Origin of the sequence: Pseudomonas sp. 2822-17, from assembly GCF_002742485.1 — a bacterium.
GTDB lineage: Bacteria > Pseudomonadota > Gammaproteobacteria > Pseudomonadales > Pseudomonadaceae > Aquipseudomonas > Aquipseudomonas cyclaminis.
This window is the reverse complement of sequence record NZ_LJRZ01000500.1, coordinates 155,878-177,331: the sequence shown is the minus strand read 5'-3', so window position 1 is coordinate 177,331 and position 21,454 is coordinate 155,878. Positions and strand designations below refer to the sequence as shown.

Sequence of the window (21,454 nt, the reverse complement as noted above, 5' to 3'; positions counted from 1 at the left end):
GAATGTCTGTTCTGGATAGTAAGCGCGGCGCGCGGTGGTGTCTAAATCAACTATTTTTGTGAGTGAAATCAATTTGCCATCATTGAGTGCATGCGCCAGCCGTTTCTTTGTGTAATCTGAGCTAATGTTAGAACCTCAGGCGCAGCCTGAGCTAAGGCCACCGCCTGTCCGCCAAGGATTTTGAGCATGCCGCGATTGTCTCGTGCCGTTGCTTTGATGGGAGTGTTGTTGCTGGCGACGCCTGCATGTGCACAGCGCCTGCGTCTGGTCGCGGATGCCTGGCCGCCCTTTACCGATGCCACGCTGATCAACGGTGGCTTGGCCACCGATATTGTCAGCACGGCCCTGGCCCGCGCCGGCTATGCCAGTGATTTCGAGCAGGTGCCTTGGGCCCGTGCGCTGATGGGCGTGGGTGACGGGCGCTATGACGTGCTGATCAACGCCTGGTACGACGACGCCCGTACGCAATTGGGGCAGTTCTCCGGCGAATACCTGCTCAACCGCGTGCGCTTTATCAAGCGCCGTGATGATCCCATCGAGTATCAGAACCTGCAGCAACTGCACGACTACCCCATCGCCGTGGTGCGCGGTTATGCGTATTCGGCGGCGTTCGATGGCGATGCGCAGTTGCAGAAAGTCCCTGTGCATAACTTTGCCATGGCCGTGCGGATGCTGGCGGCGCAGCGCGTGCGGCTGACGGTGGAGGATGAATATGTGGCGCGCTTTTACCTGTCACGGGAATCGGCGCGGGTGCGCAATTCGGTGGAGTTCCTGCCCCAGCCGCTGAGTGAAAACAGCCTGCATATCCTGGTGAGCCTGAAGAACCCAGAGCATGCGCAGATTGTCGCGAGCTTTGATCGCGAGATTGCCAAGATGAAGGCTGATGGCAGTTATGCGCGGTTGATGAAGGCTCATGGGATGTAGCGGCCTAAGCCGCGCTGGTGTCCTTGATCAAATGCGCCGCCAATGTTCGCAGCGGCCCTAGCTGCCGACAAATCAACGCCAACTGCGTCTGCACCAACCGCTGCCCTTCATCTATCTCGTCCGGCATCTGCTCCAGGTCCGCCGCCAGGGCTTCCTCGGCGTCGCTCTGGATCGCAATGGGCTGCTTGTTGGCCAGTCCTGTCGCGATTTCATCAATGCTCGTCGCGAGTGTTTTGCCCGCGCCGTCGATGAGATGCTCGCGCACTTCGGCCGGCAATTGCGTGTCGCGGTGTGCACCGAGCCCTGACAGGTAACTGAGCAAGGTGTGGGACAACACCAGGAAACGGAACCCCACATCCGCTTCCTTACGGAAATGTCCCGGTTCCATCAGCATATTGGCGAGGGTGGTCGACAGGGCCGCGTCGGCGTTGTGCGCGTTGCGGCGGGCCAGGCGGTAGGCCAGGTCGTCGCTCTTGCCGGCAGCGTATTGCTGCATGATCTGGCGCAGGTAGATGCTGTTGCAGGTCAGGGTGTTGGCCAGCACTTTGTTCAGTCGGCGGCCTTGCCAGTCCGGCAGGAACAGGAACACCGCCAGGCCCGCGATCAAGCTGCCGAGCAAGGTATCGAACAGCCTTGGCAGGAACAGCCCGTAGCCATCCCCCACCTGGTTGAAGCAGAACAGCACCATCAAGGTGATCGCTGCCGTGGCCAGGGTGTAGCGGGTGGTGCGGTTGATAAAGAACACCAGGCCAGCGGCGATGGCGAACATCGACTGCACCAAGGGGTTGGGGAACAGGTCGAACAGCGCCCAGGCCACGGTAAGGCCGATGGCGGTGCCGATGATCCGCTGGCCGAGCTTGCGCCGCGTGGCGCCGTAGTTGGGCTGGCACACAAACAGGGTGGTGAGGATGATCCAGTAACCTTGGGAAGCATGGATGGCGTGCAAGGTGCCGTAGCCGATGGTCAATGCCAGGGACAGGCGCAAGGCGTGGCGGAACAGCAGCGACGTCGGCGTCAGTTGCGTGCGCAGGCGCGTCCACATTTCCCTGAGGTTGCGCGGCGCACGGTCCAGCAGGTTGCTGTCGGTGGCGTCGGCCAGGGCGTCCGGGTTGCTCGCATCGCCCAGCAAACGGTCGAGGGTGGACAAGTTGGCCGCCAGCGCGCGCAACGAGCGCAGCAGGCCGCGCCAGGCCGGGTTGCTCTGGATGCGCAGGTGTTCCAGGGAGGCATTCAGGTCGCTGAGGGCTTCGGCGAAGCTGTCGTCATAGATGAACGGTTGGCGCAGTTGGATCGACTCGGCCAGGGCCTGGCAGGCCTTGCCTTGCTGACGCAGCAGGCGCTGGCAGCGGAACAGCACGTCGCTGTGGAAGAAGGCATCGGCGAGGGCGTTGTAAGGATAGTGGGAGGAACTGGCGCGCTCGTGGATGTCCTGGGCGAGGAAGTACAGCTTGAGGTAGCGGCTGACCTTCGACCCCGGTCGGCCGTTGCCCACGCGGTGCAGGATGATTTCCTTCGCCGCATTCAGCGCGGCCACCACCCGACCATTTTGCTGGGCCAGTTCCAGGCGGCGCGCTTCCACATCCAGCTGGCGGATCGGTTCGAACAGCGACGATTTGAGCTTGAGATAGCGCCCCAACTCGCGGAACAACCGCGCCAGGCTCTGCTGCACCGGCTGGTTGGAAAACAGCGCCTGCCACAGCACCGACAACGCGCCGTACCAGGCCGCACCGGCCACCAGCAGCAATGGCTCATGCCAGAAGTCACTGACGGCGCCGCCACGCTGGTCCACGCCGATCATGGTATAGACCGACAAAATCAAGGTGGCCGAGGCAATCGCCCCATAACGTTCGCCCAAGGCGCCGAGCATGGTCAGGCCGAACGTCGCCAGGGCCAGGGAGATGGCGAAAACCCAGGGATAAGGGAACAGCAACTCCACCGACAGCGCGGCGATGCTGAAACACACCAGCGTCACGGCCAGGGCGTTGAGGCGGCCTTGCCAACTGTCGTCGGTCTCGGCCAGGGCGCTGGCGATAATCCCCAGGAACAGCGGGATCAGCAGCGTCATTTCATCCTGGTACCAGCACAGCGCCATGCTGCCGGTGAGGGCGATGAATACCCGAATGCTGTAGCTGAATTTATCCAGGGCCCACAGGCGCCGCATGGACTGCTTGAACGAGGTCGATGACATGAAGTCGTGAGTCTTCCGGGACGATGCCGTTAAATTGAGCTATCAAGGACGCCACGGCAAGGGTGGTGATCACATCTCAGTGCAATTTATTCCCTGGCACACCTCAAATCAAAATGTGGGAGGGGGCTTGCCCCCGATAGCCGTGTGTCAGCCAGAACATCTTTGACTGATACACCGCCATCGGGGGCAAGCCCCCTCCCACATTTGACCGAGTACATCCTCTAGGCGTACTGCGCAGCAGCGTAACCCGACGCCCACGCCCACTGGAAGTTGAACCCACCCAAGTGCCCGGTCACATCCAGCACTTCACCAATGAAGTACAACCCAGGGCTTTTCAGCGATTCCATGGTCTTGGACGACACTTCCCGCGTATCCACCCCGCCCAACGTCACCTCGGCGGTGCGATAACCCTCGGTACCCGCCGGCACCAGCTGCCAACTGCCCAGCTTCTGCGCAATGTCGGCGATCTCCGCGTGGGTGTACTGCTTCATCGGCTTGGACACAAACCACGTCTCTGCCAGCAGGTTGGCCATCTTCTTGGTGAAGATCTCACCCAGCAAGGTTTTCAGCTCGCTGTTGGGGCGCTCGGCCTGTTGCTGTTGCAGCCAGGTGTGGGCGTCGTGGTCGGGCAGCAGGTTGATTTCCACGGTGTCGCCGGATTCCCAATACGAGGAAATCTGCAGGATCGCCGGCCCGCTCAGGCCACGGTGGGTAAACAGGATGTTCTCGCGAAAGCTCTGGTCGTTGCAGCTGACCAGGCAATCCACGGAGGTGCCGGACAACTCGCCGCACAAGTCCTTGAGCTGATCGGTGATGGTGAACGGCACCAGGCCTGCGCGGGTCGGCAGTAGTTCGTGGCCGAATTGCCTGGCCACTTGATAACCAAAACCGGTGGCGCCCAGGGTCGGTATCGACAAGCCGCCGGTGGCGATCACCAGGGATTCGCAGCGCAGTTCGCCCAAGGTGGTCTGCAATTGATAACCGCTGTCGACCTTGGCGATTTCCTGCACCGAAGTGTCCAGGTGCATGTTCACGCCCGCCTGGATGCACTCGTCGAGCAGCATGCCGAGGATGTCGCTGGACTTGTTGTCGCAGAACAGCTGGCCGAGCTTCTTCTCGTGATACGGCACGCCGTGCTTGGCCACCAGCCCAATGAAATCCCACTGGGTGTAGCGGGCCAGGGCGGATTTGCAGAAGTGCGCGTTGTGCGAGAGGAAGTTGGCAGGCTCGGTGTACATATTGGTGAAATTGCAGCGGCCACCGCCGGACATCAGGATCTTTTTACCGGCCTTGTTCGCGTGGTCGATCAACATCACCTTGCGCCCACGCCCGGCGGCGGTCAGCGCACACATCAAGCCTGCGGCGCCGGCGCCAATGATCACAACTTCGGTCGAGCGCAAAACGGTGTCCTCATGCAAATTCTGATTTGGATCTCCATTGGGTTGGAGATTTCTTACAGGATGCGCACGCGCAACGAACGGCCTTTGATCTTGCCGTCATTCAAGCGCTGCAACGCCTGCTTGGCGATGCCACGCTCCACGGCCACGAATGCCTGGAAGTCAAAGATCGCGATCTTGCCGACCTGGGCGCCGGGGATGCCGGCGTCGCCGGTCAGTGCACCGAGGATGTCGCCCGGACGCACCTTGTCTTTACGGCCAGCGGCGATGCACAGCGTGCTCATCACCGGCAGCAACGGACCGCCGCTTTGCGGCTTGAGGTTGTCCAGTTGGTCCCAGTTCAGTGGCGACTTCTGCAGTTGCTCGATGGCCTGGGCGCGGTGCGCTTCAGACGGCGCTACCAGGCTGATGGCGATACCGGTCTCGCCCGCACGGCCAGTCCGGCCAACGCGGTGGATGTGGATTTCCGAGTCACGGGCCAGTTCGACGTTGATCACCATGTCCAGCGCATCAATGTCCAAACCACGGGCGGCGACGTCAGTGGCCACCAGCACTGAGGTGCTGCGGTTGGCGAACATCGCCAGCACCTGGTCACGGTCGCGCTGTTCCAGGTCGCCATGCAGGCCAACGGCGGAAATACCCTTGGCCGTCAGGTGGTCGACGGTTTCCTGCACTTGCTGCTTGGTAAAGCAGAACGCCACGCAGGAGGCCGGGCGGAAGTGCGCCAGCACCTTGGTCACGGCGTCCATGCGTTCTTCCGGCGAGATCTCGAAGAAACGCTGCTCGATCTGGTCATCGGAGTGGAAGGCTTCGGCCTTCACTTGCTGCGGTGCGCGCATGAATTTGGACGCCAACTGCTTGATGCTCACCGGGTAGGTGGCCGAAAACAGCAGGGTCTGGCGGCGTGGCGGGGTCTTGCTGATGATGTCTTCGATGGCGTCGTAGAAGCCCATGTCGAGCATGCGGTCGGCTTCGTCGAGGATCAGGGTGTTCAGGCCGTCCAGCACCAGCGAACCTTTGCGCAGGTGTTGCTGGATGCGGCCCGGAGTGCCGACGATCACGTGGGCGCCGTGTTCAAGGGACGCGATCTGCGGGCCGAGGGACACGCCGCCGCACAGGGTCAGGACCTTGATGTTGTCTTCGGCACGGGCCAGGCGACGGATTTCCTTGGCCACCTGGTCGGCCAGTTCACGGGTCGGGCACATCACCAGCGCCTGGCAGCCGAAGTAGCGCGGGTTGATCGGGTTCAACAGGCCGATGCCGAAGGCTGCGGTCTTGCCGCTGCCGGTCTTGGCCTGGGCAATCAGGTCCAGCCCCTTGAGGATCACCGGCAAGCTTTGCGCCTGGATCTGCGTCATCTCGACATAACCCAGCGAGTCGAGGTTAGCCAGCATGGCGGCGGAGAGCGGCAAAGTATTAAAAGCGGTGGCGATGGTGGTCACGGGACTGGCTCTGCAAAACAAAATGTCGCGCAGTGTACCAGTACCGTGGGAATTTCCCTGCAAGTTCTAGACGAGCCGCCGGTTAATGCTCGATATGTTGGTCCGGATTGGCCACCCGTTTCCCGTCTTTTGGCGACAGTTGCAGGAAGATCGCCGCCGCCAGCATCGCCATGATGCCCACGGTGAGGAAGGTCAATTGGAAGGCGCCGAGGATACTGTCCACTCCATCATTGCCCGCTTCGGCAGTAAACCCGCCGAGCAGCGCACCGGCACAGGCCACGCCCAGGCTAAGGGACAATTGCGCCACCACCGACAGCAAACTGTTGCCGCTGCTGGCCTGGGCGTCGTCGAGGTCGATCAGGGTCACGGTGTTCATCGCGGTAAATTGCAGGGAGTTGATCGCCCCCAGCACCGCGAGCATGCCCAGCAGCAACGGGTAGGGCGTTTGTTCCGTGACCAGGCCCATGCTGGCGAGCATCAGGCCCAGCGCCAGCGTGTTGCCGGTGAGCACGATGCGATAACCCAGGCGCTCGATCAGCGGCCGCGCCACCGACTTGGCAAACATCGCCGCCGCCGCCAGGGGCAGCATGCTCATGCCGGCTTGCGACGGCGAATAGCCCAGCGCCACTTGCAACAGCAGCGGCACCAGGAACGGCAGCGCGCCGCTGCCCAGCCGGGCGAACAGGTTGCCCAGAATGCCCACGGCAAAGGTGCGCGTCTTGAACAGCACCGGCGAGAACAGCGCATTGTCGATATGCCCGGCCCGCAACCAATACGCCGCCAGGCACGCCAGCCCGCCAAACAGCAGCAACATCACCCGCAGGTGCGGCAGGTGCAGTTCGCCCAGGCCTTCCATGGCGATAGTGATCAGCACCATCGCCGCGCCGAACAGCAGGAAGCCGATGCCATCGAAGCGCGTGCGCTCGCTGCCGCGCAGGTCGGGGATGAATTTCCACACGGCGTAGCAACCGATCATGCCCACCGGCAGGTTGATCAGGAAGATCCAGTGCCAGGTCAGGTATTGCACCATCCAGCCGCCCATGGTCGGGCCGAGCAAGGGGCCGAGCAGGCCGGGAATGGTGATGAAGCCCATGATCCGCACCAGCTCGGAGCGTGGGTAAGCACGTAAGACTACAAGCCGGCCCACGGGCAGCATCAACGCACCGCCCAAACCTTGGACCACCCGCGCGCCCACCAGCATGGTCAGGCTGCTGGACAACGCGCACAGCAAGGAGCCGATGCTGAACAGCATGATCGCGCCAAAGAAGATTTTCTTGGTGCCGAAGCGGTCGGCGATCCAGCCCGACGCCGGGATCAGCAGGGCGACGGTGAGCATGTAGGCGATCACCACGCCTTGCATGCGCAGCGGGTTCTCGGCGAGGTCCCGCGCCATGGCCGGCAGTGCGGTGTTCAGAATCGTCCCATCCAGCGACTGCATGAAGAAGGCAATCGCCACCACCCAGGGGAGCCAGCGGGCGGTCTTGGCATCGAGCGGGACGCGATTCGGCATGGGAACCCTTTTGTTAGCAGGCTATGTGTTGGCGATTATGCGCCATCCGTCGCGCTTTTTCCCACTGGCGGTTCGTCTAAGTCCGACAACGTCGCGTGCTCACCCACCAGGTAATTCAGCAGGGCGCGGTGCACCGACAACGCGGCCTCGCGGGACTCCAGATCGAGCAAATGGCCGGTGTGCTCGGCCACGGCAAAGCTGCTGCGCGCCACGTACTGCTTGAACAACTGGGCTTCGGCAGCCGGGGTGTATTCGTCCAGGGCGCCGTTGAGGAAATGCACCGGCGTTTCAATCTGCCGCAGTGCGGGCAGGTAGTTGCCGTCGCCCAGGCCCAGCACCTGATGGATATGAAAGCGCGCCTGGCGGTACTCGGTGGTGGCCATGGTCGACAGGTGCCGATGGTTGTTGCGTTTGAGCCGGGGCGAAAGGTATTTGCCGACCGTCTCGTTGAGCAAGTGGCCGACGGCGGACTTGTCATCGGCCTCGATCAGCACGCGCACACGCTCCACATAGTCGAGCATCGCTTGATTGAGGTTGGGCGCCAGGGCCATCACCACCGAGCTTTCGATGGACGGCGGGTTGTGCGCCAGGGTCAGCAGCGTGGAGATGCCGCCCCAGGAGGCCGACACCAGGTGGTTGACCTCGAAACGCTCGACCAGGGCGCGCAGCATCTGTACTTCGTCGTCCTTGGTCACCAGGTCCAGGTCGGTGTTGTGCTCGCGGGAGTAGCCGGAGAATGGCAAGTCGAACATGAGTACATTGAAATGCTCAGCCAGGCATTTGCTGGTGCGGGCGAAGGAGCGCGTGGTGGACAGCGCGCCATTGACCATCAGCACCGTCTTCTTTTGCGGGTCGTGACCCAGTTGCTCCACGTGAACGTTGTAGTGTTTGAACAGCTTTTGTATGACGAAACTTCCATGGTTCATCGCATCACTTCCGGTGTGTGGCGGTATGCCACTAACCGTTATAACGAGGTTTTTTGCAGGCGACAACAGGCTGCACGGGGAGACGTGTGAGATGGGATTTGGCGGTAGGAATAGGTGAAACGAAGTCTCTGAAATCACGCTAAGCAATGTGGGAGGGGGCAATCCGGCTCCCACATTGGGTTTGCAGTGTTTAGAGGGTTAGCGTCAGGCGTTTTACCAAGGCGCCGGGGAGCAGGTTGGACGCAGTATTGCGCTGCCCATAGGTACTGGCCGACAACAGCAACTCGCGCTCGGCGGTAAGCGCTTCCAACTGCGAACCCAGCAAGCTGTAGACACTGTCATCAAAACGCATGGTGCTGACCGGCGCCTTGATTTCGCCGTCTTCCACCCAGAACGTAGCGAAGCGCGTCATGCCGGTCAGGCGTGCGGCCGGCAGGTCGGAGTAGTTCAGGTACCACAGGTTGCTGATGTACAGGCCGGTGCCCAACTGCTTGAGGATCTCGGCCTGGGCCAGGCTGCCTGCGGCCATCTGCAAGGCGCTGGGGGATTCGTCGCTGCCGGCGCCGTTGGCGCTCAGGTCATATTCGGCGGCGCTGCGCGAGTTCACCAGTTGGCCGTCGGCCTTGCCGGCGTTGATCAGCGTGACATCGCTGCGCGGGTAGCCCTCACTGGAAAACGCCTGGCTCAGGGAGCCGCTGATCTGTTCGCTCACCGTTACCAGCGGGCTGAGGTGTTGCTCACCGGCGTACAGTTTTTGCAGCGAGCTGCCTTTGCTGGCGATGGCCTGGGCGGAGAAACCACCCCAGGTGATGATGCTGATGATTTCTTCCAATGCCGCCGGGGCCAGGTAGGCGCGGTACTCTCCGGGTGGCAGGGTATGCAGCGGCCGGTCGAGGAACTCAAGCTGGTCGCGGGCCTGTTGCAAGCGGCGGGCGAACTCCGCGCTGTCCCAGGTATGCCCGGCGTAGCTGGCCTTTACCGCTTCGCCGTTGGCATGGAACAGGCTGAAATCGAAGTTGAAGCTATTGGCCTGGTGCCAGCCGAAGGCTCCGTCGGAACTGGCAAAGCCACGGCTGATCGGCCCGGCGGCATAGATCCCGACCAGGTCCACGCCGTCGGCAGCCTGGCTGATGTCCTCCAGTACGAGGCCCAGGTCGGGCAACGGCTGGGCCTGTTCGTTGTGGCTGTGCCAGGCGTTCTGGTTGAGCAATAGATACGGGTCGAGAGGCAGCAGCGGCAAGGTTTCGCGCAGCTGTTGCAGGCCGGCGGCGAGGCGCTGGCGATCCAGCTCAGGCTCGCCGGCCAGGGTGATGCCAAGGTCGGCATGGCGGCCATCGTTGATCAATTTGAGGTTGAGGCTGGCCTGCTGCACTTGCCCGGCCTGCCGCACCTTGGCGTGGTTGAAGCGCACGAACTCGGACGATTCCGCCGCGTAGCCCAGGTGAAATTGTTCCTTGTCGGTAATGGCTTGCTTGAGCCACTGCACCAATGCCGTGAAGTTGTTCATCAGGCATCTCCCCCAAATACATCAACGTTGCTGAATACGCAGGCTGGCGAGGCGTGGCCGACGCGGATCACCTGGTTGGGTTCACCCTTGCCGCAGTTCGGCGTGCCCAGCACCTTGGAGGTGCTGGCGTCACCCACGGCGCTGAGCTTGCGCCAGAACTGCGCGGAAATCGCCCGGTAGTTGGGGTTCTTCACCACGCCCTTGAGTTCGCCGTTTTCGATCAACTGGCCCCATTCGCAGCCGAACTGGAATTTATTGCGCGCATCGTCGATGGACCAGGAACGGTTGGTCGACATCAGGATGCCGCTTTCGATGCCGCCCACCAACTGCGCGAGGCTCTTGTCACCGGGCTCGATATTCAGGTTGGCCATGCGGTCGATCGGTGCGCGGTTCCAACTGCTGGCGCGGCTGTTGGCCACGCCGCTCATGCCCGATCGGAATTGCGACAGCGCTCCACCCAATGGCTTGATCAACAGCCCTTCGCGGATCAGGAATTGCTTGCTGGCGGCGGTGCCGTCGTCGTCATGGCTGTAGCTGGCGAGTTGCTCGGGAATGTCCGGGTCGAACGTCACGTTGAGCAGCCTGGAGCCGTATTGCAGGTGGCCAAAGTCGCTGGCCTTCACAAAACTGGTGCCGGCGTAGTTGCGCTCGTCGCCGAGGATACGGTCCAGCTCCAGTGGGTGGCCGATGGACTCGTGAATCTGCAGGATCATCTGGTCCGGCATCAGCAGCAGGTCGCGCGGGCCTTGGGGCGTGTTCGGCGCGAGCAGCAGTTGCAGGGCTTCGTCGGCAATGCGCGGCGCGGCGCCGACCAGGCCGAAGCGGTTGATCACCTCAAACCCGCCTTGCTGGCCGAAGTTACTGCCGCCGAGCGTGCGGGTCTGGCTGTCGTTGCCGTCGAAGGCCGTGACGTTGACGCCGGGGAACACAAAACGCTGGGCCTGGTGCAGTTCGGCGCCGGCCGTGTTGAGGTAGATCTGCTCGACGTGGGTCAGGCCGAGGCTCACATCCCAACTGACCAGACGCTCATCCCTGGGCACGGCGGCCGATTCGTCGCCGAGCAGTTGGTAGCAGTCGCTCAGGGACGGGAAGGGCTGGCTGAGATCGGGCGACAGGTAGTCGGCCACGTCACTGGACACGTGTTGGTCGCGCAGGTCGAGCAGGGCGTGAGGCTTGATCTGCCGGGCTTGCTGTTCGGCACGCTCAAGGGCGGCTTGCAGGCCGGCAAGGGAGATATCGTTGGTCGCGGCGTAGGCTTCAACACCGTTGAGACGCACGGTGAGCATGGCGCCTTCGTCGTGGCTCAAGTGGGGCGGTTCGGCGACGTTCTTGCGCACCGACAGGTACTGGCCGGATTCGCGCACGTAGCGCAGGGAGAAGAACTCGGCGCAGGTGCGCAGGGCACTGAAGTGCCGTTTGAGTGTGGCGTGGTGGTCGAACATGGGGCCTTCCTTGTGGGCGGCTCAGCGCAGGCAGGCAGACAGAGTAGGCCTGGGCTGGGAGCTGATCAAGGGAGGTGGTTGTGTGTTGTTTGTTCGGGCCCTATCGGGGGCAAGCCCACTCCCACATTTGGAATGTATTCACAAATCAAAGTGTAGGAGGGGGCTTGCCCCCGATGGAAGCGCCGCGGTCTATCAGTTACTGCGCAATCTCACGCATCGGCTTGCCGCGCACCGGCGCACCGCCTGCTACATAGTAGTCAGCCGTGCTGCGCGGCAATGGCTGGCGGCCACGGATCTTGTCGGCGATTTTCTCGGCGATCATGATCGTCGGCGCGTTCAGGTTGCCGGTGGTGATGATCGGCATGATCGAAGCATCGACCACACGCAGGCCTTGCATGCCATGCACGCGACCTTCGCCATCTACCACGGCCATCTCGTCGGTGCCCATCTTGCACGAGCAGGACGGGTGGAACGCGGTCTCGGCGTGCTCGCGGATGAACGTGTCCAACTGCTCATCGGTTTGCACTTCAATGCCTGGGCTGATTTCGCGGCCACGGTATTGATCCAACGCCGGCTGTTGCATGATTTCACGGGTCAGGCGGATGCCATCGCGGAATTCCTGCCAGTCCTGCTCAGTGGCCATGTAGTTGAAGAGGATGCTCGGGTAGTCCCGTGGGTTCTTCGACTTCAGCTGGATGCGGCCACGGCTCGGCGAACGCATGGAGCCCATGTGCGCCTGGAAACCGTGCTCTTTCACGCCGTTGCTGCCGTTGTAGTTAATCGCGACCGGCAGGAAGTGGTACTGGATGTTCGGCCACTCGAACTCTTCACGGGTTCGGATAAAACCGCCCGCTTCGAACTGGTTGCTGGCGCCGATACCGGTGCCGTTGAACAGCCATTCGGCGCCGATCGCCGGCTGGTTGTACCAGAGCAGCGACGGGTACAGCGACACCGGTTGGGTGCACGCATATTGCAGGTACAGCTCAAGGTGGTCCTGCAGGTTTTCACCGACGCCGGGCAGGTCGTGGACCACCGGGATGTCGAGGCTTTCCAGCAATTTGGCCGGGCCGACGCCGGAGCGTTGCAGCAGTTGCGGCGAGGCAATTGCGCCGCTGCACACCAGCACTTCTTTGCGCGCACGGGCTTCAACACGCTCTTCAGCCGCGCCGATCAGGTAACGCACGCCAACGGCACGCTTGCCTTCGAACAGCACTTTGTCGGTGAGGGCGTGGGTGACGATGGTCAGGGTCGAACGCTTCTTGGCGGTGTCCAGGTAACCGCGAGCGGTACTGGCGCGACGGCCGTTCGGCGTGACGGTGCGGTCCATCGGGCCGAAACCTTCCTGCTGATAGCCGTTCAAGTCTTCGGTACGCGGGTAACCGGCCTGTACGCCCGCTTCAACCATGGCGTGGAACAGTGGATTGTTGCCGGCTTTAGGCGTGGTCACGCTGACCGGGCCATCGCCGCCGTGCCAGTCGTTGGGGCCGATATCGCGGGTTTCGGCCTTGCGGAAATACGGCAGGCAGTCGAGGTAGGTCCAGTTTTCCAGGCCTGGCAGCTTCGACCAGTTGTCGTAGTCCATGGCGTTGCCACGGATGTAGCACATGCCGTTGATCAGCGAGGAGCCGCCGAGGCCTTTGCCGCGACCGCACTCCATCCGGCGGCCGTCCATGTGTGGCTCTGGATCGGTCTCGTAGGCCCAGTTGTAGCGGCGGCCTTGCAGCGGGAAGGCCAGGGCGGCGGGCATCTGGGTACGGAAGTCCATGCGGTAGTCGGGGCCGCCGGCTTCCAGCAGCAGGACGGTGACGCCTTCGTCTTCGGTCAGACGGGTCGCCAGGGTGTTACCGGCAGAGCCGGCACCCACAATGATGTAGTCGTATTCTTGGGACATAAATGCACCCTCTTTGGAGATGGTCAGGTCAGTCAAACAGTGGTGTCCGGGATGGGGCTGCTGCGCAGCCCGGCGCGGGGCAAGCCCGCTCACCACAAAGGCGAATCCCGGATCTGTTAGAACACCGACGCGTAATCGCCCAGCTCAACCTGTACCGATTTGATGCGGGTGAAGTTGTTCAGCGAGCTGATGCCGTTCTCACGACCCACACCGGATTGTTTGTAGCCACCGACCGGCATTTTCGCGTCGGACTCGCCCCAGGCGTTGATCCAGCAGATACCGGCTTCCAACTGATGAATCACGCGGTGGGCGCGGTTCAGGTCTTTGGTGACCAGGCCTGCAGCCAGGCCGAAGTCGGTGTCGTTGGCACGACGGATCACTTCTTCTTCAGTCTCGTAGGTGAGGATGCTCATCACCGGGCCGAAGATTTCTTCACGCACGATCACCATGTCGTCGGTGCAGTCGGTGAACACAGTCGGTGCCACGAACGCGCCTTTGGCGAAGTCGCCGTCGGTCAGGCGGTCGCCGCCGCACAGCAGGCGGGCGCCTTGCTCTTTGCCTTTGGCGATGTAGCCGAGCACGCTTTCCATGTGGGCGAAGCTGACCAGCGGGCCGAAGTTGGTGTTTTCGTCTTCCGGGTTGCCGACGCGGATGCGCGCAACACGCTCGACGATCTTGGCTTCAAAGGCTGCTTGCAGGTGCTTTGGAACAAACACGCGTGTGCCGTTGGTGCAGACCTGGCCGGAGCTGTAGAAGTTGGCCATCATCGCAGTATCGGCGGCGCGGTCGAGGTCGGCGTCGTCGAAGATGATCAGTGGGGACTTGCCGCCCAGTTCCATGGTCACGTCTTTGAGCGAAGAGCTCGACGCGCTGGCCATGACTTTCTTGCCGGTGTCGGTGCCGCCGGTGAACGAGATTTTCTCGATGCGCGGGTGCTCGGTCAGCCAGGTGCCGACTTCACGGCCGCTGCCGGTCAGGACGTTGAACACACCGTCTGGAACACCGGCTTCGGTGTAGATCTCGGCCAGTTTCAGGGTGGTCAGCGACGTCACTTCGCTTGGCTTGAAGATCATCGCGTTACCGGCAGCCAGGGCCGGTGCGGATTTCCACAGGGCGATCTGGATCGGGTAGTTCCACGCGCCGATACCGGCAACCACACCCAGTGGCTCGCGGCGGGTGTAGACGAAGGCAGTGTCGCGCAACGGGATCTGCTCGCCTTCGATGGCCGGCACCAGGCCTGCGTAGTATTCCAGCACGTCGGCGCCAGTGACGATGTCGACGTACTTGGTTTCGGAGAAGGCTTTACCGGTGTCCAGGGTTTCCAGGGCGGCCAGCTCATCGTTGCGCTCGCGCAGGATGTCCACGGCACGACGCAGGATGCGCGAACGCTCCATGGCGGTCATGGCGGCCCAGATTTTCTGGCCTTTCTCGGCGCTGACCACGGCACGTTCAACGTCTTCTTTCGTTGCGCGTTGCACTTGGGCGAGAACTTCACCGTTAGCCGGGTTGATGGCTTCGAAGGTGGCATCGCTGCCAGCGTCGCTGTAGCCGCCGTCAATGTAGAGTTTTTGCAGTTCGAAACGGGCCATAAAGTCCTCGCAAGTGCATAAGTGGTTGGCGTTGACCGCCGCCAAGTGGGCCATAAGGGTGTGGCAACACTGAGCGACGGCAGTTCAGGGGTTGAGCGGTTATGTGTGCTCTAACTCACCTGCTTGGCCAATTGGAAATCCATGTATTCGTAAGCGATCCGTTGCGCCTGCGCTGTGTCGAAAGCGTCTCCCGACAGGGCGCCGCGCAACCACAAACCGTCGATCAGGGCCGCCAGGCCTCGGGCTGCTTTGCGTGCGTGCGGCAGCGGCAGCGTTCGGCGGAACTGGCAGCACAGGTTGGAATACAGACGTTGATCGTTGATCCGCTGCAACCTGTGCAATGACGGGTGGTGCATGCTGGTGGCCCAGAAGGCCAACCAGGTTTTCATTGCCGGGCCGTTGACCTGGCTGGCATCGAAGTTGCCCTCGATGATCACCTGAAGATGTGCCCGTGGGCTGTCGTCCGTGAGCGCAAGCCTGCGTTCGTGGACGTTCTCAATCAGCGCGTTCATCAAGTAGCGCATCGTCGCTGCAATAAGGCCGTTCTTGTCCTTGAAGTAGTGACTGATGATGCCGTTCGAAACGCCGGCCAGACGGGCGATCAGCGCAATGCTGGCATCGCCCATCCCGACCTGATCGATGGCCGTCAGCGTGGCTTCGATCAACTGCTGGCGGCGTATGGGTTGCATACCGACCTTGGGCATGTAGCACCTCTCCTTAGGCCTGCCGATGGGCGATGAACGTCCGTCGGTTTGATGGCCAGTCTATTTTGTTTTGATTGAACGTTCAATCAACAAAGAATAAGCTCTGCGACAAATGGTCGCTGCCTACAGGTATTTCCTACCCGGGAGCTGCGACATCTGACACCTGGAAAACCCTTGAAACAGGCCACCTGAGCGCCTGGCACCGCATCGACGGGGCGCAAGAATTTTCGGGGTGTCTTTATAACACCCGTCCGTCGACTGCCGAAAAATCGATGGCCTGGGATAACCGTTGCCTTGTGTTTCTCTCTCGCACTGCCCGGAGCATCTGCGCCATGAGTTCTGCCTCTCTTATAAAGACCCCGCCGGAAAAGGTGCGGGTCAACGGTTGGGTGTTCTACACCTCCACCGCGCTGATCCTGTTGTTGACCGCCATCCTGATCATCGCCCCGCAGGAGGCCGGGCGCATGCTCGGCATTGCCCAGGCGTGGCTGTCGAAAAGCTTCGGCTGGTACTACATGGTGGTCATCGCCGCTTACCTGGTATTCGTGGTGGGCCTGGCGTTTTCGTCCTACGGCAAGTTGAAACTGGGCAGCAAGGACGACACCCCGGATTTCAGCTACGGCGCTTGGGCCGGCATGCTGTTCTCGTCGGGCATCGGCATCTCGTTGCTGTACTTCGGCGCCTCGGAGCCGTTGGATCACTACTTCAACCCGCCCGAAGGCGCGGCCGCCAGCAATGGTGCGGCGCGTCAGGCGTTGCAACTGACCTTCCTGCATTGGGGCCTGCATGGCTGGGCGATCTATGCCTTGGTCGGCCTGGCCGTGGCCTACTTTGCCTACCGCCACAACCAGCCGCTGGCCTTGCGCTCGGCGTTGTACCCGCTGATGGGCGAGCGCTGGGTCAAAGGTGCGGCTGGCCACGCGGTGGACGGTTTCGGCATGTTCGTGACCCTGCTGGGTCTGGTGACCAACCTGGGGATTGGCTCGCTGCAAGTGTCGTCCGGGCTGGAAAACCTGTTCGGCATGGAACACAGCAACACCAACCTGCTGATCGTGATCATCGTGATGAGCACCGTGGCGACCATCGCCGCCGTGTCGGGTGTGGAGAACGGCATTCGTCGATTGTCCAACCTCAACATCGTGCTGTTCAGCGGTTTGCTGATCTTTGTGCTGCTGTTCGGCCCGACCCTGCACCTGCTCAATGGCCTGGTGCAGAACACCGGTGACTACCTCAACGGCATCGTGCTGAAAACCTTCGACCTGTATGTGTACGAAGGCGACGGTGAGAAGACCGAGCGCTGGATGGGCCTGTGGACCCTGTTCTACTGGGCCTGGTGGATTTCCTGGGCGCCATTCGTAGGCATGTTCATCGCGCGTATTTCCCGTGGTCGTACGGTGCGTGAACTGGTGGCCGGCGTGCTGCTGATCCCGCTGGGCTTTACCCTGGCGTGGCTGTCGATCTTCGGTAACTCGGCGCTGGACCTGGTGCTGAACCAGGGGGCGGTGGAGTTGGGCAAGACGGCCCTGGAACAACCGTCCATGGCGATCTACCAACTGCTGGAGCACTACCCGGCGTCGAAAATCGTCATCGGTGTGTCGATCTTTGTGGGCTTCGTGCTGTTCCTGACCCCGGCGGATTCCGGCGCGGTGATGATGGCCAACCTTTCGTGCAAAGGCGGCAACGTGGATGAAGATGCGCCGCACTGGCTGCGGATCTTCTGGTCGGCGGTGATCACCCTGGTGACCATCGGCCTGCTGTTTGCCGGCAACTTCGAAGCCATGCAAACCATGGTGGTGTTGGCGGGGCTGCCGTTTTCGGTGGTGCTGATTTTCTTCATGTTCGGTTTGCACAAGGCCATGCGCCAGGACGCGGCGATCGAACAGGAGCAGGCGCAATTGGCTGAACGTGGGCGTCGTGGTTTCAGCGAGCGTTTGACCGCCCTGGACCTGCAACCGAGCCAGGCCACCGTGCAGCGCTTTATGGACAAGCACGTAACGCCGGCGCTGGAAGAAGCCGCGATTGCGCTGCGTGATCAGGGGCTGGAAGTGCAGACGCTGCTGGGTAAATCCAAGCGCTGCATCGGTGTGCGGATCGAGATGGAAGAGGGCAACCCGTTTGTCTACGAAGTGAGCCTGGACGCTTACTCGGCGGCGCCGAGCGACTTGCCTGAAGAAGAACGCACCCGCTATTACCGTGCCGAGGTGTACCTGCACAACGGGCCTCAAGAGTACGACCTGATGGGCTTCGCCCAGGAGCAGATTACCCGGGACGTGCTCGATCAGTTTGAAAGCCATCGGCAGCTCCTTGGCCGTGTCTATAGCTGATAGTTGAAAGCCTTGTGGTGTCCTCACTGACACCATTGATTTCAAATGTGGGAGGGGGCTTGCCCCCGATAGCAGTGTGTCAGTCAGTACATTTGTTACTGATGCACCGCCATCGGGGGCAAGCCCCCTCCCACATTGGTTTTGCAGTGTTTGTTAGCCCAGGTTCTTGCCGAGGAGGGCGTGATACAGCTCGCTGTCCCCCAGAATCCCCACCACCTTGTTGTTGTCATGCAACACCAGCTTATTCCCCGTCTGGTAGCGAATCTGCAACGCATCGCGCATGCCGATATTCGAGTCCACCAGCGTCGGCACCCGGCCTAAACCTTCAACCGCTTGCCCCGGCGCCCAGTTCTGCAGGTTCATCACCACGCCATTCTGGCGAGCGCCCTGGATGGTGTTGCCTTCGGCCAGGTCCAGCCACGAGTCGCCGCCCGGATCGAGGCACACCGAACCATTCACACGTTTGCAGTTGTCCAGCGTGCGCATCAGGCTGCGGCCGCAGAGCACGTTCAGCGGGTTGGTATGGGCGACGAAGGTGCGCACATAGTCGTCCGCAGGGTTGAGTACGATCTCTTCCGGCACGCTGTACTGGATGATCTTGCCGTCTTTCATGATCGCGATGCGGCTGCCCAGCTTGAGCGCCTCGTCGAGGTCGTGACTCACGAACACGATGGTCTTGCTCAGCTTGCGTTGCAGTTCCAGCAACTCGTCCTGCAAACCCTGGCGGATCAGCGGGTCGAGGGCGGAGAAGGGTTCGTCCATCAGCAGGATGTCGGCGTCCATCGCCAAGGCGCGGGCCAGGCCGACACGCTGTTGCATGCCGCCCGAGAGCTCGTCCGGCTTCTTGTTGCGCCACTGGGTCAGGCCCACCAGCTCAAGTTTCTCGTCCACCAGCTTGCGCCGTTCTTTCTCGGGGCGGCCCTGCATTTCCAGGCCGAAGCTGATGTTTTCGCGCACCGTCAGCCACGGCATCAGGGCGAACTTCTGGAACACCATGGCGATGCGCTTGGTGCGCATCATTTTCAGCTCGGCCGGGGTGCAGGAGGCGATGTCGATCTGGCGACCTTCATGCTCTACAAACAACTGGCCACGGCTGACGGTGTTGAGGCCGTTGATGCAGCGCAGCAGGCTCGACTTGCCGGAGCCCGACAGGCCCATCAGCACGCAGATTTCGCCTTTCTGTACATCCAGGCTGGCTTTTTCCACGCCGACGATCTGCCCGGTCTTTTTCAGGATCTCGTTACGGCTCATGCCCTGATCCAGCAGCTTGAGGGCTTCGCGTGGGTCTTTGGAGAAGATCACATCGACATTGTCGAATCGGATAATACTCATGCATCACCCCCTACTTTGGCGTCGGGTTGTTTGCAGATGCGGTCGAGCATGATGGCCAGCAGCACGATCGCCAGGCCCGCTTCAAAGCCCAGGGCGATGTCGGCGGTGTTCAGCGCGTTGACCACCGGCTTGCCGAGGCCATCGGCGCCGACCAGCGCGGCGATCACCACCATCGACAGCGACAGCATGATGCATTGGGTAATGCCGGCGGCAATGCTCGGCATGGCGTGGGGCAGTTCAATGCGCGAGAGCAACTGACGGCGCGAGCAGCCAAAGGCCTTGCCGGCGTCCATCAACTCTTGCGGTACATCACGGATACCCAGGTAGGTCAGGCGGATCGGCGCGGCAATCGCGAACACCACCGTGGAGATCAACCCAGGCACCACACCCAGCCCGAAGAGGGTCAGGGTAGGGATGAGGTAGACGAAGGTCGGTACGGTCTGCATCAGATCGAGCACCGGCCGCATCATGGTGTAGAACATCGGTTTGTGCGCGGCAACAATGCCCAGCGGCACGCCGATGACCACGCAGACCAGGGTGGCGAACAGCACCTGCGCCAGGGTCTCCATGGTTTCCTGCCAGTACCCCAGGTTGAGGATCAGCAGGAAGGAGGCAATGACAAAAACAGTCAGTCCCCATTTACGTTGAATAAAGTGAGCCAGCAGCGCAATCAGACCGATCAATGCCAGCGGATTGAACCAGGTCAGCGCAAACGTCACGCCGTGGATCATCGTTTCCAGTGTCGATGCGATTGCGTCGAAGTAGTTGGCGCCGTGTTGGGTCAACCATTCGACGAAGGCAGCGATGTACTGGCCTAGTGGGATTTTCTGTTCAGTCAGCATGGTAGTGAATGTCCACATGCGAAGAGGGAAAACATCCCGGGACAGCGCACCGCCCCGGGGACAACGGCGTTACTTACTTGTCGAGGTACGCTTTTACGGCAGCAAGGCCAGGTTGGCCGTCAACGGTGGTAACACCGGCGAGCCAGGTGTCGAGGACTTGCGGGTTTTTCTTCAGCCAGGCCTTGGCCGCTGCATCGGGCTTCATCTTGTCGTCCAGGACGTTACCCATGAGGGTGCTTTCCATGTTCAGGGTGAACGACAGGTTTTTCAGCAGTTGGCCAACGTTGCTGCATTCCTGGGTGTAGCCCTTGCGGACGTTGGTGTAGATGGTGGCCTGGCCGTAGTTGGGGCCGAACGAATCGTCACCCCCGGTCAGGTACTTCATCTTGAAGCGGGTGTTCATCGGGTGCGGTTCCCAGCCGAGGAACACGATGGCCTGGTCGCGCTTGGAGGCGCGCTCAACCTGGGAGAGCATGCCGGCTTCGCTGGATTCGACCACTTTGAAACCGGCAGTTTTCAAGCCGAAGGCGTCTTTGTCGATCAACGTCTGGATGGTGCGGTTGCCGTCGTTACCCGGCTCGATGCCGTAGATCTTGCCGCCCAGCTCATCCTTGAATTTGGCGATATCGGCGAAGTCTTTCAGGCCCTTGTTGTACAGCGCTTCGGGGACCGCCAGGGTGTACTTGGCGTTCTCCAGGTTGGCGCGCACGGTTTCCACGGTGCCGGCATCGCGGTACTGCTTGATGTCGTTTTCCATGGTCGGCATCCAGTTGCCGAGGAAGATGTCCATGTTCTTGCCGTCGGCCAGGGACTTGTAGGTCACTGGTACCGAAATCATCGTGGTACGCGGCTTGTAGCCCAGGCCCTTGAGGACTTCGCTGGTGGTCGCGGTGGTGACGGTGATGTCGGTCCAGCCGACATCGGAGAAGTTGACGGTCTTGCACTGTTCCGGTTCTGCAGCGTGTGCCATGACTGGCAGACTCAGCATGGCGGCCAACAACAACGAGGGTGAACCTTTCATCTGGGTAGACTCCTGTGTTTTTTCTGGCGGCTTGCGCCGCGCTTTATAAGGGTTGCGGTTGGAGCGTGCGACAACAGCTCTGCCACGGTGCCTTGCCAACGAGTCGAGACTGATCATGTACCAGTGAAAATCTGACGCCTACAGGGGGCGTCGTATCCAGTACAGGGAGGGTCGTATCCAGTGTCGGTGACGTCGCTTACAGGTTTTTCCCAAGGTAAAACCGCAGTTTTTGCCCATCTGCACCGCTGAAAACGGCCAAAACAGGTGTTCGCACGCGTGCGACGCTGGTGAGCATGGGTGCGTCGGTGTGAGACGCCGTGACGGCAGATAAAACCTTGATGATGCCGCCATCTGGGCGATCTGAGCGTAGCAGCTCGTTCAAGCCCGGCCCGTGCTTATCGAGGAGTTTCACGTT

General features: G+C 61.4%; 16 protein-coding genes. 2 read left to right on the top strand and 14 right to left on the bottom strand.

Annotated elements, in window-relative coordinates; genetic code table 11:
• Nucleotides 1-186: 186 nt before the first annotated feature.
• The gene (locus tag AOA60_RS19215) at nt 187-924 is read left to right on the top strand and encodes an ABC transporter substrate-binding protein (protein WP_099585780.1); all 738 of its coding nucleotides are present in this window, start codon (nt 187-189) and stop codon (nt 922-924) included.
• 4 nt (nt 925-928) lie between these two features.
• Here the strand turns inward: AOA60_RS19215 and yccS are convergent, their stop codons facing one another.
• From yccS to betI, 10 genes are all read right to left on the bottom strand, one after another.
• Nucleotides 929-3,112: a YccS family putative transporter gene (gene yccS / locus AOA60_RS19210; protein WP_099585779.1), complete on the bottom strand. Its 2,184-nt coding sequence runs from the start codon at nt 3,110-3,112 to the stop codon at nt 929-931.
• 221 nt (nt 3,113-3,333) lie between these two features.
• Nucleotides 3,334-4,512 (bottom strand): NAD(P)/FAD-dependent oxidoreductase, encoded by a 1,179-nt coding sequence (locus AOA60_RS19205; protein WP_099585778.1) that lies wholly within the window; start codon nt 4,510-4,512, stop codon nt 3,334-3,336.
• Between the two features lie 53 nt (nt 4,513-4,565).
• Nucleotides 4,566-5,903: an ATP-dependent RNA helicase DbpA gene (gene dbpA, locus AOA60_RS19200; RefSeq protein ID WP_244643590.1), complete on the bottom strand. Its 1,338-nt coding sequence runs from the start codon at nt 5,901-5,903 to the stop codon at nt 4,566-4,568.
• A 130-nt stretch (nt 5,904-6,033) separates the two neighbouring features.
• Nucleotides 6,034-7,461 carry a multidrug transporter subunit MdtD gene (gene mdtD, locus AOA60_RS19195; protein WP_099585776.1) on the bottom strand — a complete coding sequence of 476 codons (1,428 nt, stop codon included), beginning with the start codon at nt 7,459-7,461 and terminating at the stop codon, nt 6,034-6,036.
• A gap of 35 nt (nt 7,462-7,496) precedes the next feature.
• Complete coding sequence (locus tag AOA60_RS19190; RefSeq protein ID WP_099585775.1) at nt 7,497-8,387, bottom strand: alpha/beta fold hydrolase; 891 nt, start codon at nt 8,385-8,387, stop codon at nt 7,497-7,499.
• A 190-nt stretch (nt 8,388-8,577) separates the two neighbouring features.
• The gene (locus AOA60_RS19185; RefSeq protein WP_099585774.1) at nt 8,578-9,894 is read right to left on the bottom strand and encodes a TldD/PmbA family protein; all 1,317 of its coding nucleotides are present in this window, start codon (nt 9,892-9,894) and stop codon (nt 8,578-8,580) included.
• Nucleotides 9,894-11,336 carry a TldD/PmbA family protein gene (locus AOA60_RS19180; RefSeq protein WP_099585773.1) on the bottom strand — a complete coding sequence of 481 codons (1,443 nt, stop codon included), beginning with the start codon at nt 11,334-11,336 and terminating at the stop codon, nt 9,894-9,896. Before AOA60_RS19180 ends, AOA60_RS19185 begins: the two co-directional genes overlap by 1 nt.
• Before the next feature lie 196 nt (nt 11,337-11,532).
• The gene (gene betA / locus AOA60_RS19175; RefSeq protein WP_099585772.1) at nt 11,533-13,227 is read right to left on the bottom strand and encodes a choline dehydrogenase; all 1,695 of its coding nucleotides are present in this window, start codon (nt 13,225-13,227) and stop codon (nt 11,533-11,535) included.
• A 116-nt stretch (nt 13,228-13,343) separates the two neighbouring features.
• Complete coding sequence (gene betB, locus AOA60_RS19170; protein WP_099586236.1) at nt 13,344-14,816, bottom strand: betaine-aldehyde dehydrogenase; 1,473 nt, start codon at nt 14,814-14,816, stop codon at nt 13,344-13,346.
• Between the two features lie 110 nt (nt 14,817-14,926).
• Nucleotides 14,927-15,520 (bottom strand): transcriptional regulator BetI, encoded by a 594-nt coding sequence (gene betI, locus AOA60_RS19165; protein WP_032884029.1) that lies wholly within the window; start codon nt 15,518-15,520, stop codon nt 14,927-14,929.
• 389 nt (nt 15,521-15,909) lie between these two features.
• Between betI and AOA60_RS19160 the strand changes: the two genes are divergently transcribed.
• Complete coding sequence (locus AOA60_RS19160) at nt 15,910-17,844, top strand: BCCT family transporter (RefSeq protein ID WP_250926185.1); 1,935 nt, start codon at nt 15,910-15,912, stop codon at nt 17,842-17,844.
• Between the two features lie 153 nt (nt 17,845-17,997).
• On the opposite strand, the gene choV is transcribed toward AOA60_RS19160, so the two are convergent.
• The 4 genes from choV to AOA60_RS32295 all read right to left on the bottom strand — a co-directional run bounded on the left by choV (nt 17,998) and on the right by AOA60_RS32295 (nt 21,451).
• Nucleotides 17,998-19,176, bottom strand: coding sequence for a choline ABC transporter ATP-binding protein (gene choV, locus AOA60_RS19155; protein WP_099585770.1), 1,179 nt, complete (start codon nt 19,174-19,176; stop codon nt 17,998-18,000).
• On the bottom strand, nt 19,173-20,018 hold the full coding sequence (gene choW / locus AOA60_RS19150) for a choline ABC transporter permease subunit (RefSeq protein WP_010207125.1): 846 nt from the start codon (nt 20,016-20,018) through the stop codon (nt 19,173-19,175). Before choW ends, choV begins: the two co-directional genes overlap by 4 nt.
• Nucleotides 20,019-20,091: 73 nt before the next feature.
• Nucleotides 20,092-21,039: a choline ABC transporter substrate-binding protein gene (locus AOA60_RS19145; RefSeq protein ID WP_099585769.1), complete on the bottom strand. Its 948-nt coding sequence runs from the start codon at nt 21,037-21,039 to the stop codon at nt 20,092-20,094.
• A 196-nt stretch (nt 21,040-21,235) separates the two neighbouring features.
• Nucleotides 21,236-21,451 carry a hypothetical protein gene (locus AOA60_RS32295; protein ID WP_143522468.1) on the bottom strand — a complete coding sequence of 72 codons (216 nt, stop codon included), beginning with the start codon at nt 21,449-21,451 and terminating at the stop codon, nt 21,236-21,238.
• Nucleotides 21,452-21,454: the final 3 nt, after the last annotated feature.

What these genes read in the sequence shown, in the direction of transcription:
- AOA60_RS19215 (WP_099585780.1), top strand. Translation starts at nt 187, where the DNA reads ATGCCGCGATTGTCTCGTGCCGTTGCTTTGATGGGAGTGTTGTTGCTG.
- yccS (WP_099585779.1), bottom strand. Translation starts at nt 3,112, where the DNA reads ATGTCATCGACCTCGTTCAAGCAGTCCATGCGGCGCCTGTGGGCCCTG.
- dbpA (WP_244643590.1), bottom strand. Translation starts at nt 5,903, where the DNA reads ATGCTGGCTAACCTCGACTCGCTGGGTTATGTCGAGATGACGCAGATC.
- mdtD (WP_099585776.1), bottom strand. Translation starts at nt 7,461, where the DNA reads ATGCCGAATCGCGTCCCGCTCGATGCCAAGACCGCCCGCTGGCTCCCC.
- AOA60_RS19190 (WP_099585775.1), bottom strand. Translation starts at nt 8,387, where the DNA reads ATGAACCATGGAAGTTTCGTCATACAAAAGCTGTTCAAACACTACAAC.
- AOA60_RS19185 (WP_099585774.1), bottom strand. Translation starts at nt 9,894, where the DNA reads ATGAACAACTTCACGGCATTGGTGCAGTGGCTCAAGCAAGCCATTACC.
- AOA60_RS19180 (WP_099585773.1), bottom strand. Translation starts at nt 11,336, where the DNA reads ATGTTCGACCACCACGCCACACTCAAACGGCACTTCAGTGCCCTGCGC.
- betA (WP_099585772.1), bottom strand. Translation starts at nt 13,227, where the DNA reads ATGTCCCAAGAATACGACTACATCATTGTGGGTGCCGGCTCTGCCGGT.
- betB (WP_099586236.1), bottom strand. Translation starts at nt 14,816, where the DNA reads ATGGCCCGTTTCGAACTGCAAAAACTCTACATTGACGGCGGCTACAGC.
- betI (WP_032884029.1), bottom strand. Translation starts at nt 15,520, where the DNA reads ATGCCCAAGGTCGGTATGCAACCCATACGCCGCCAGCAGTTGATCGAA.
- choV (WP_099585770.1), bottom strand. Translation starts at nt 19,176, where the DNA reads ATGAGTATTATCCGATTCGACAATGTCGATGTGATCTTCTCCAAAGAC.
- choW (WP_010207125.1), bottom strand. Translation starts at nt 20,018, where the DNA reads ATGCTGACTGAACAGAAAATCCCACTAGGCCAGTACATCGCTGCCTTC.
- AOA60_RS19145 (WP_099585769.1), bottom strand. Translation starts at nt 21,039, where the DNA reads ATGAAAGGTTCACCCTCGTTGTTGTTGGCCGCCATGCTGAGTCTGCCA.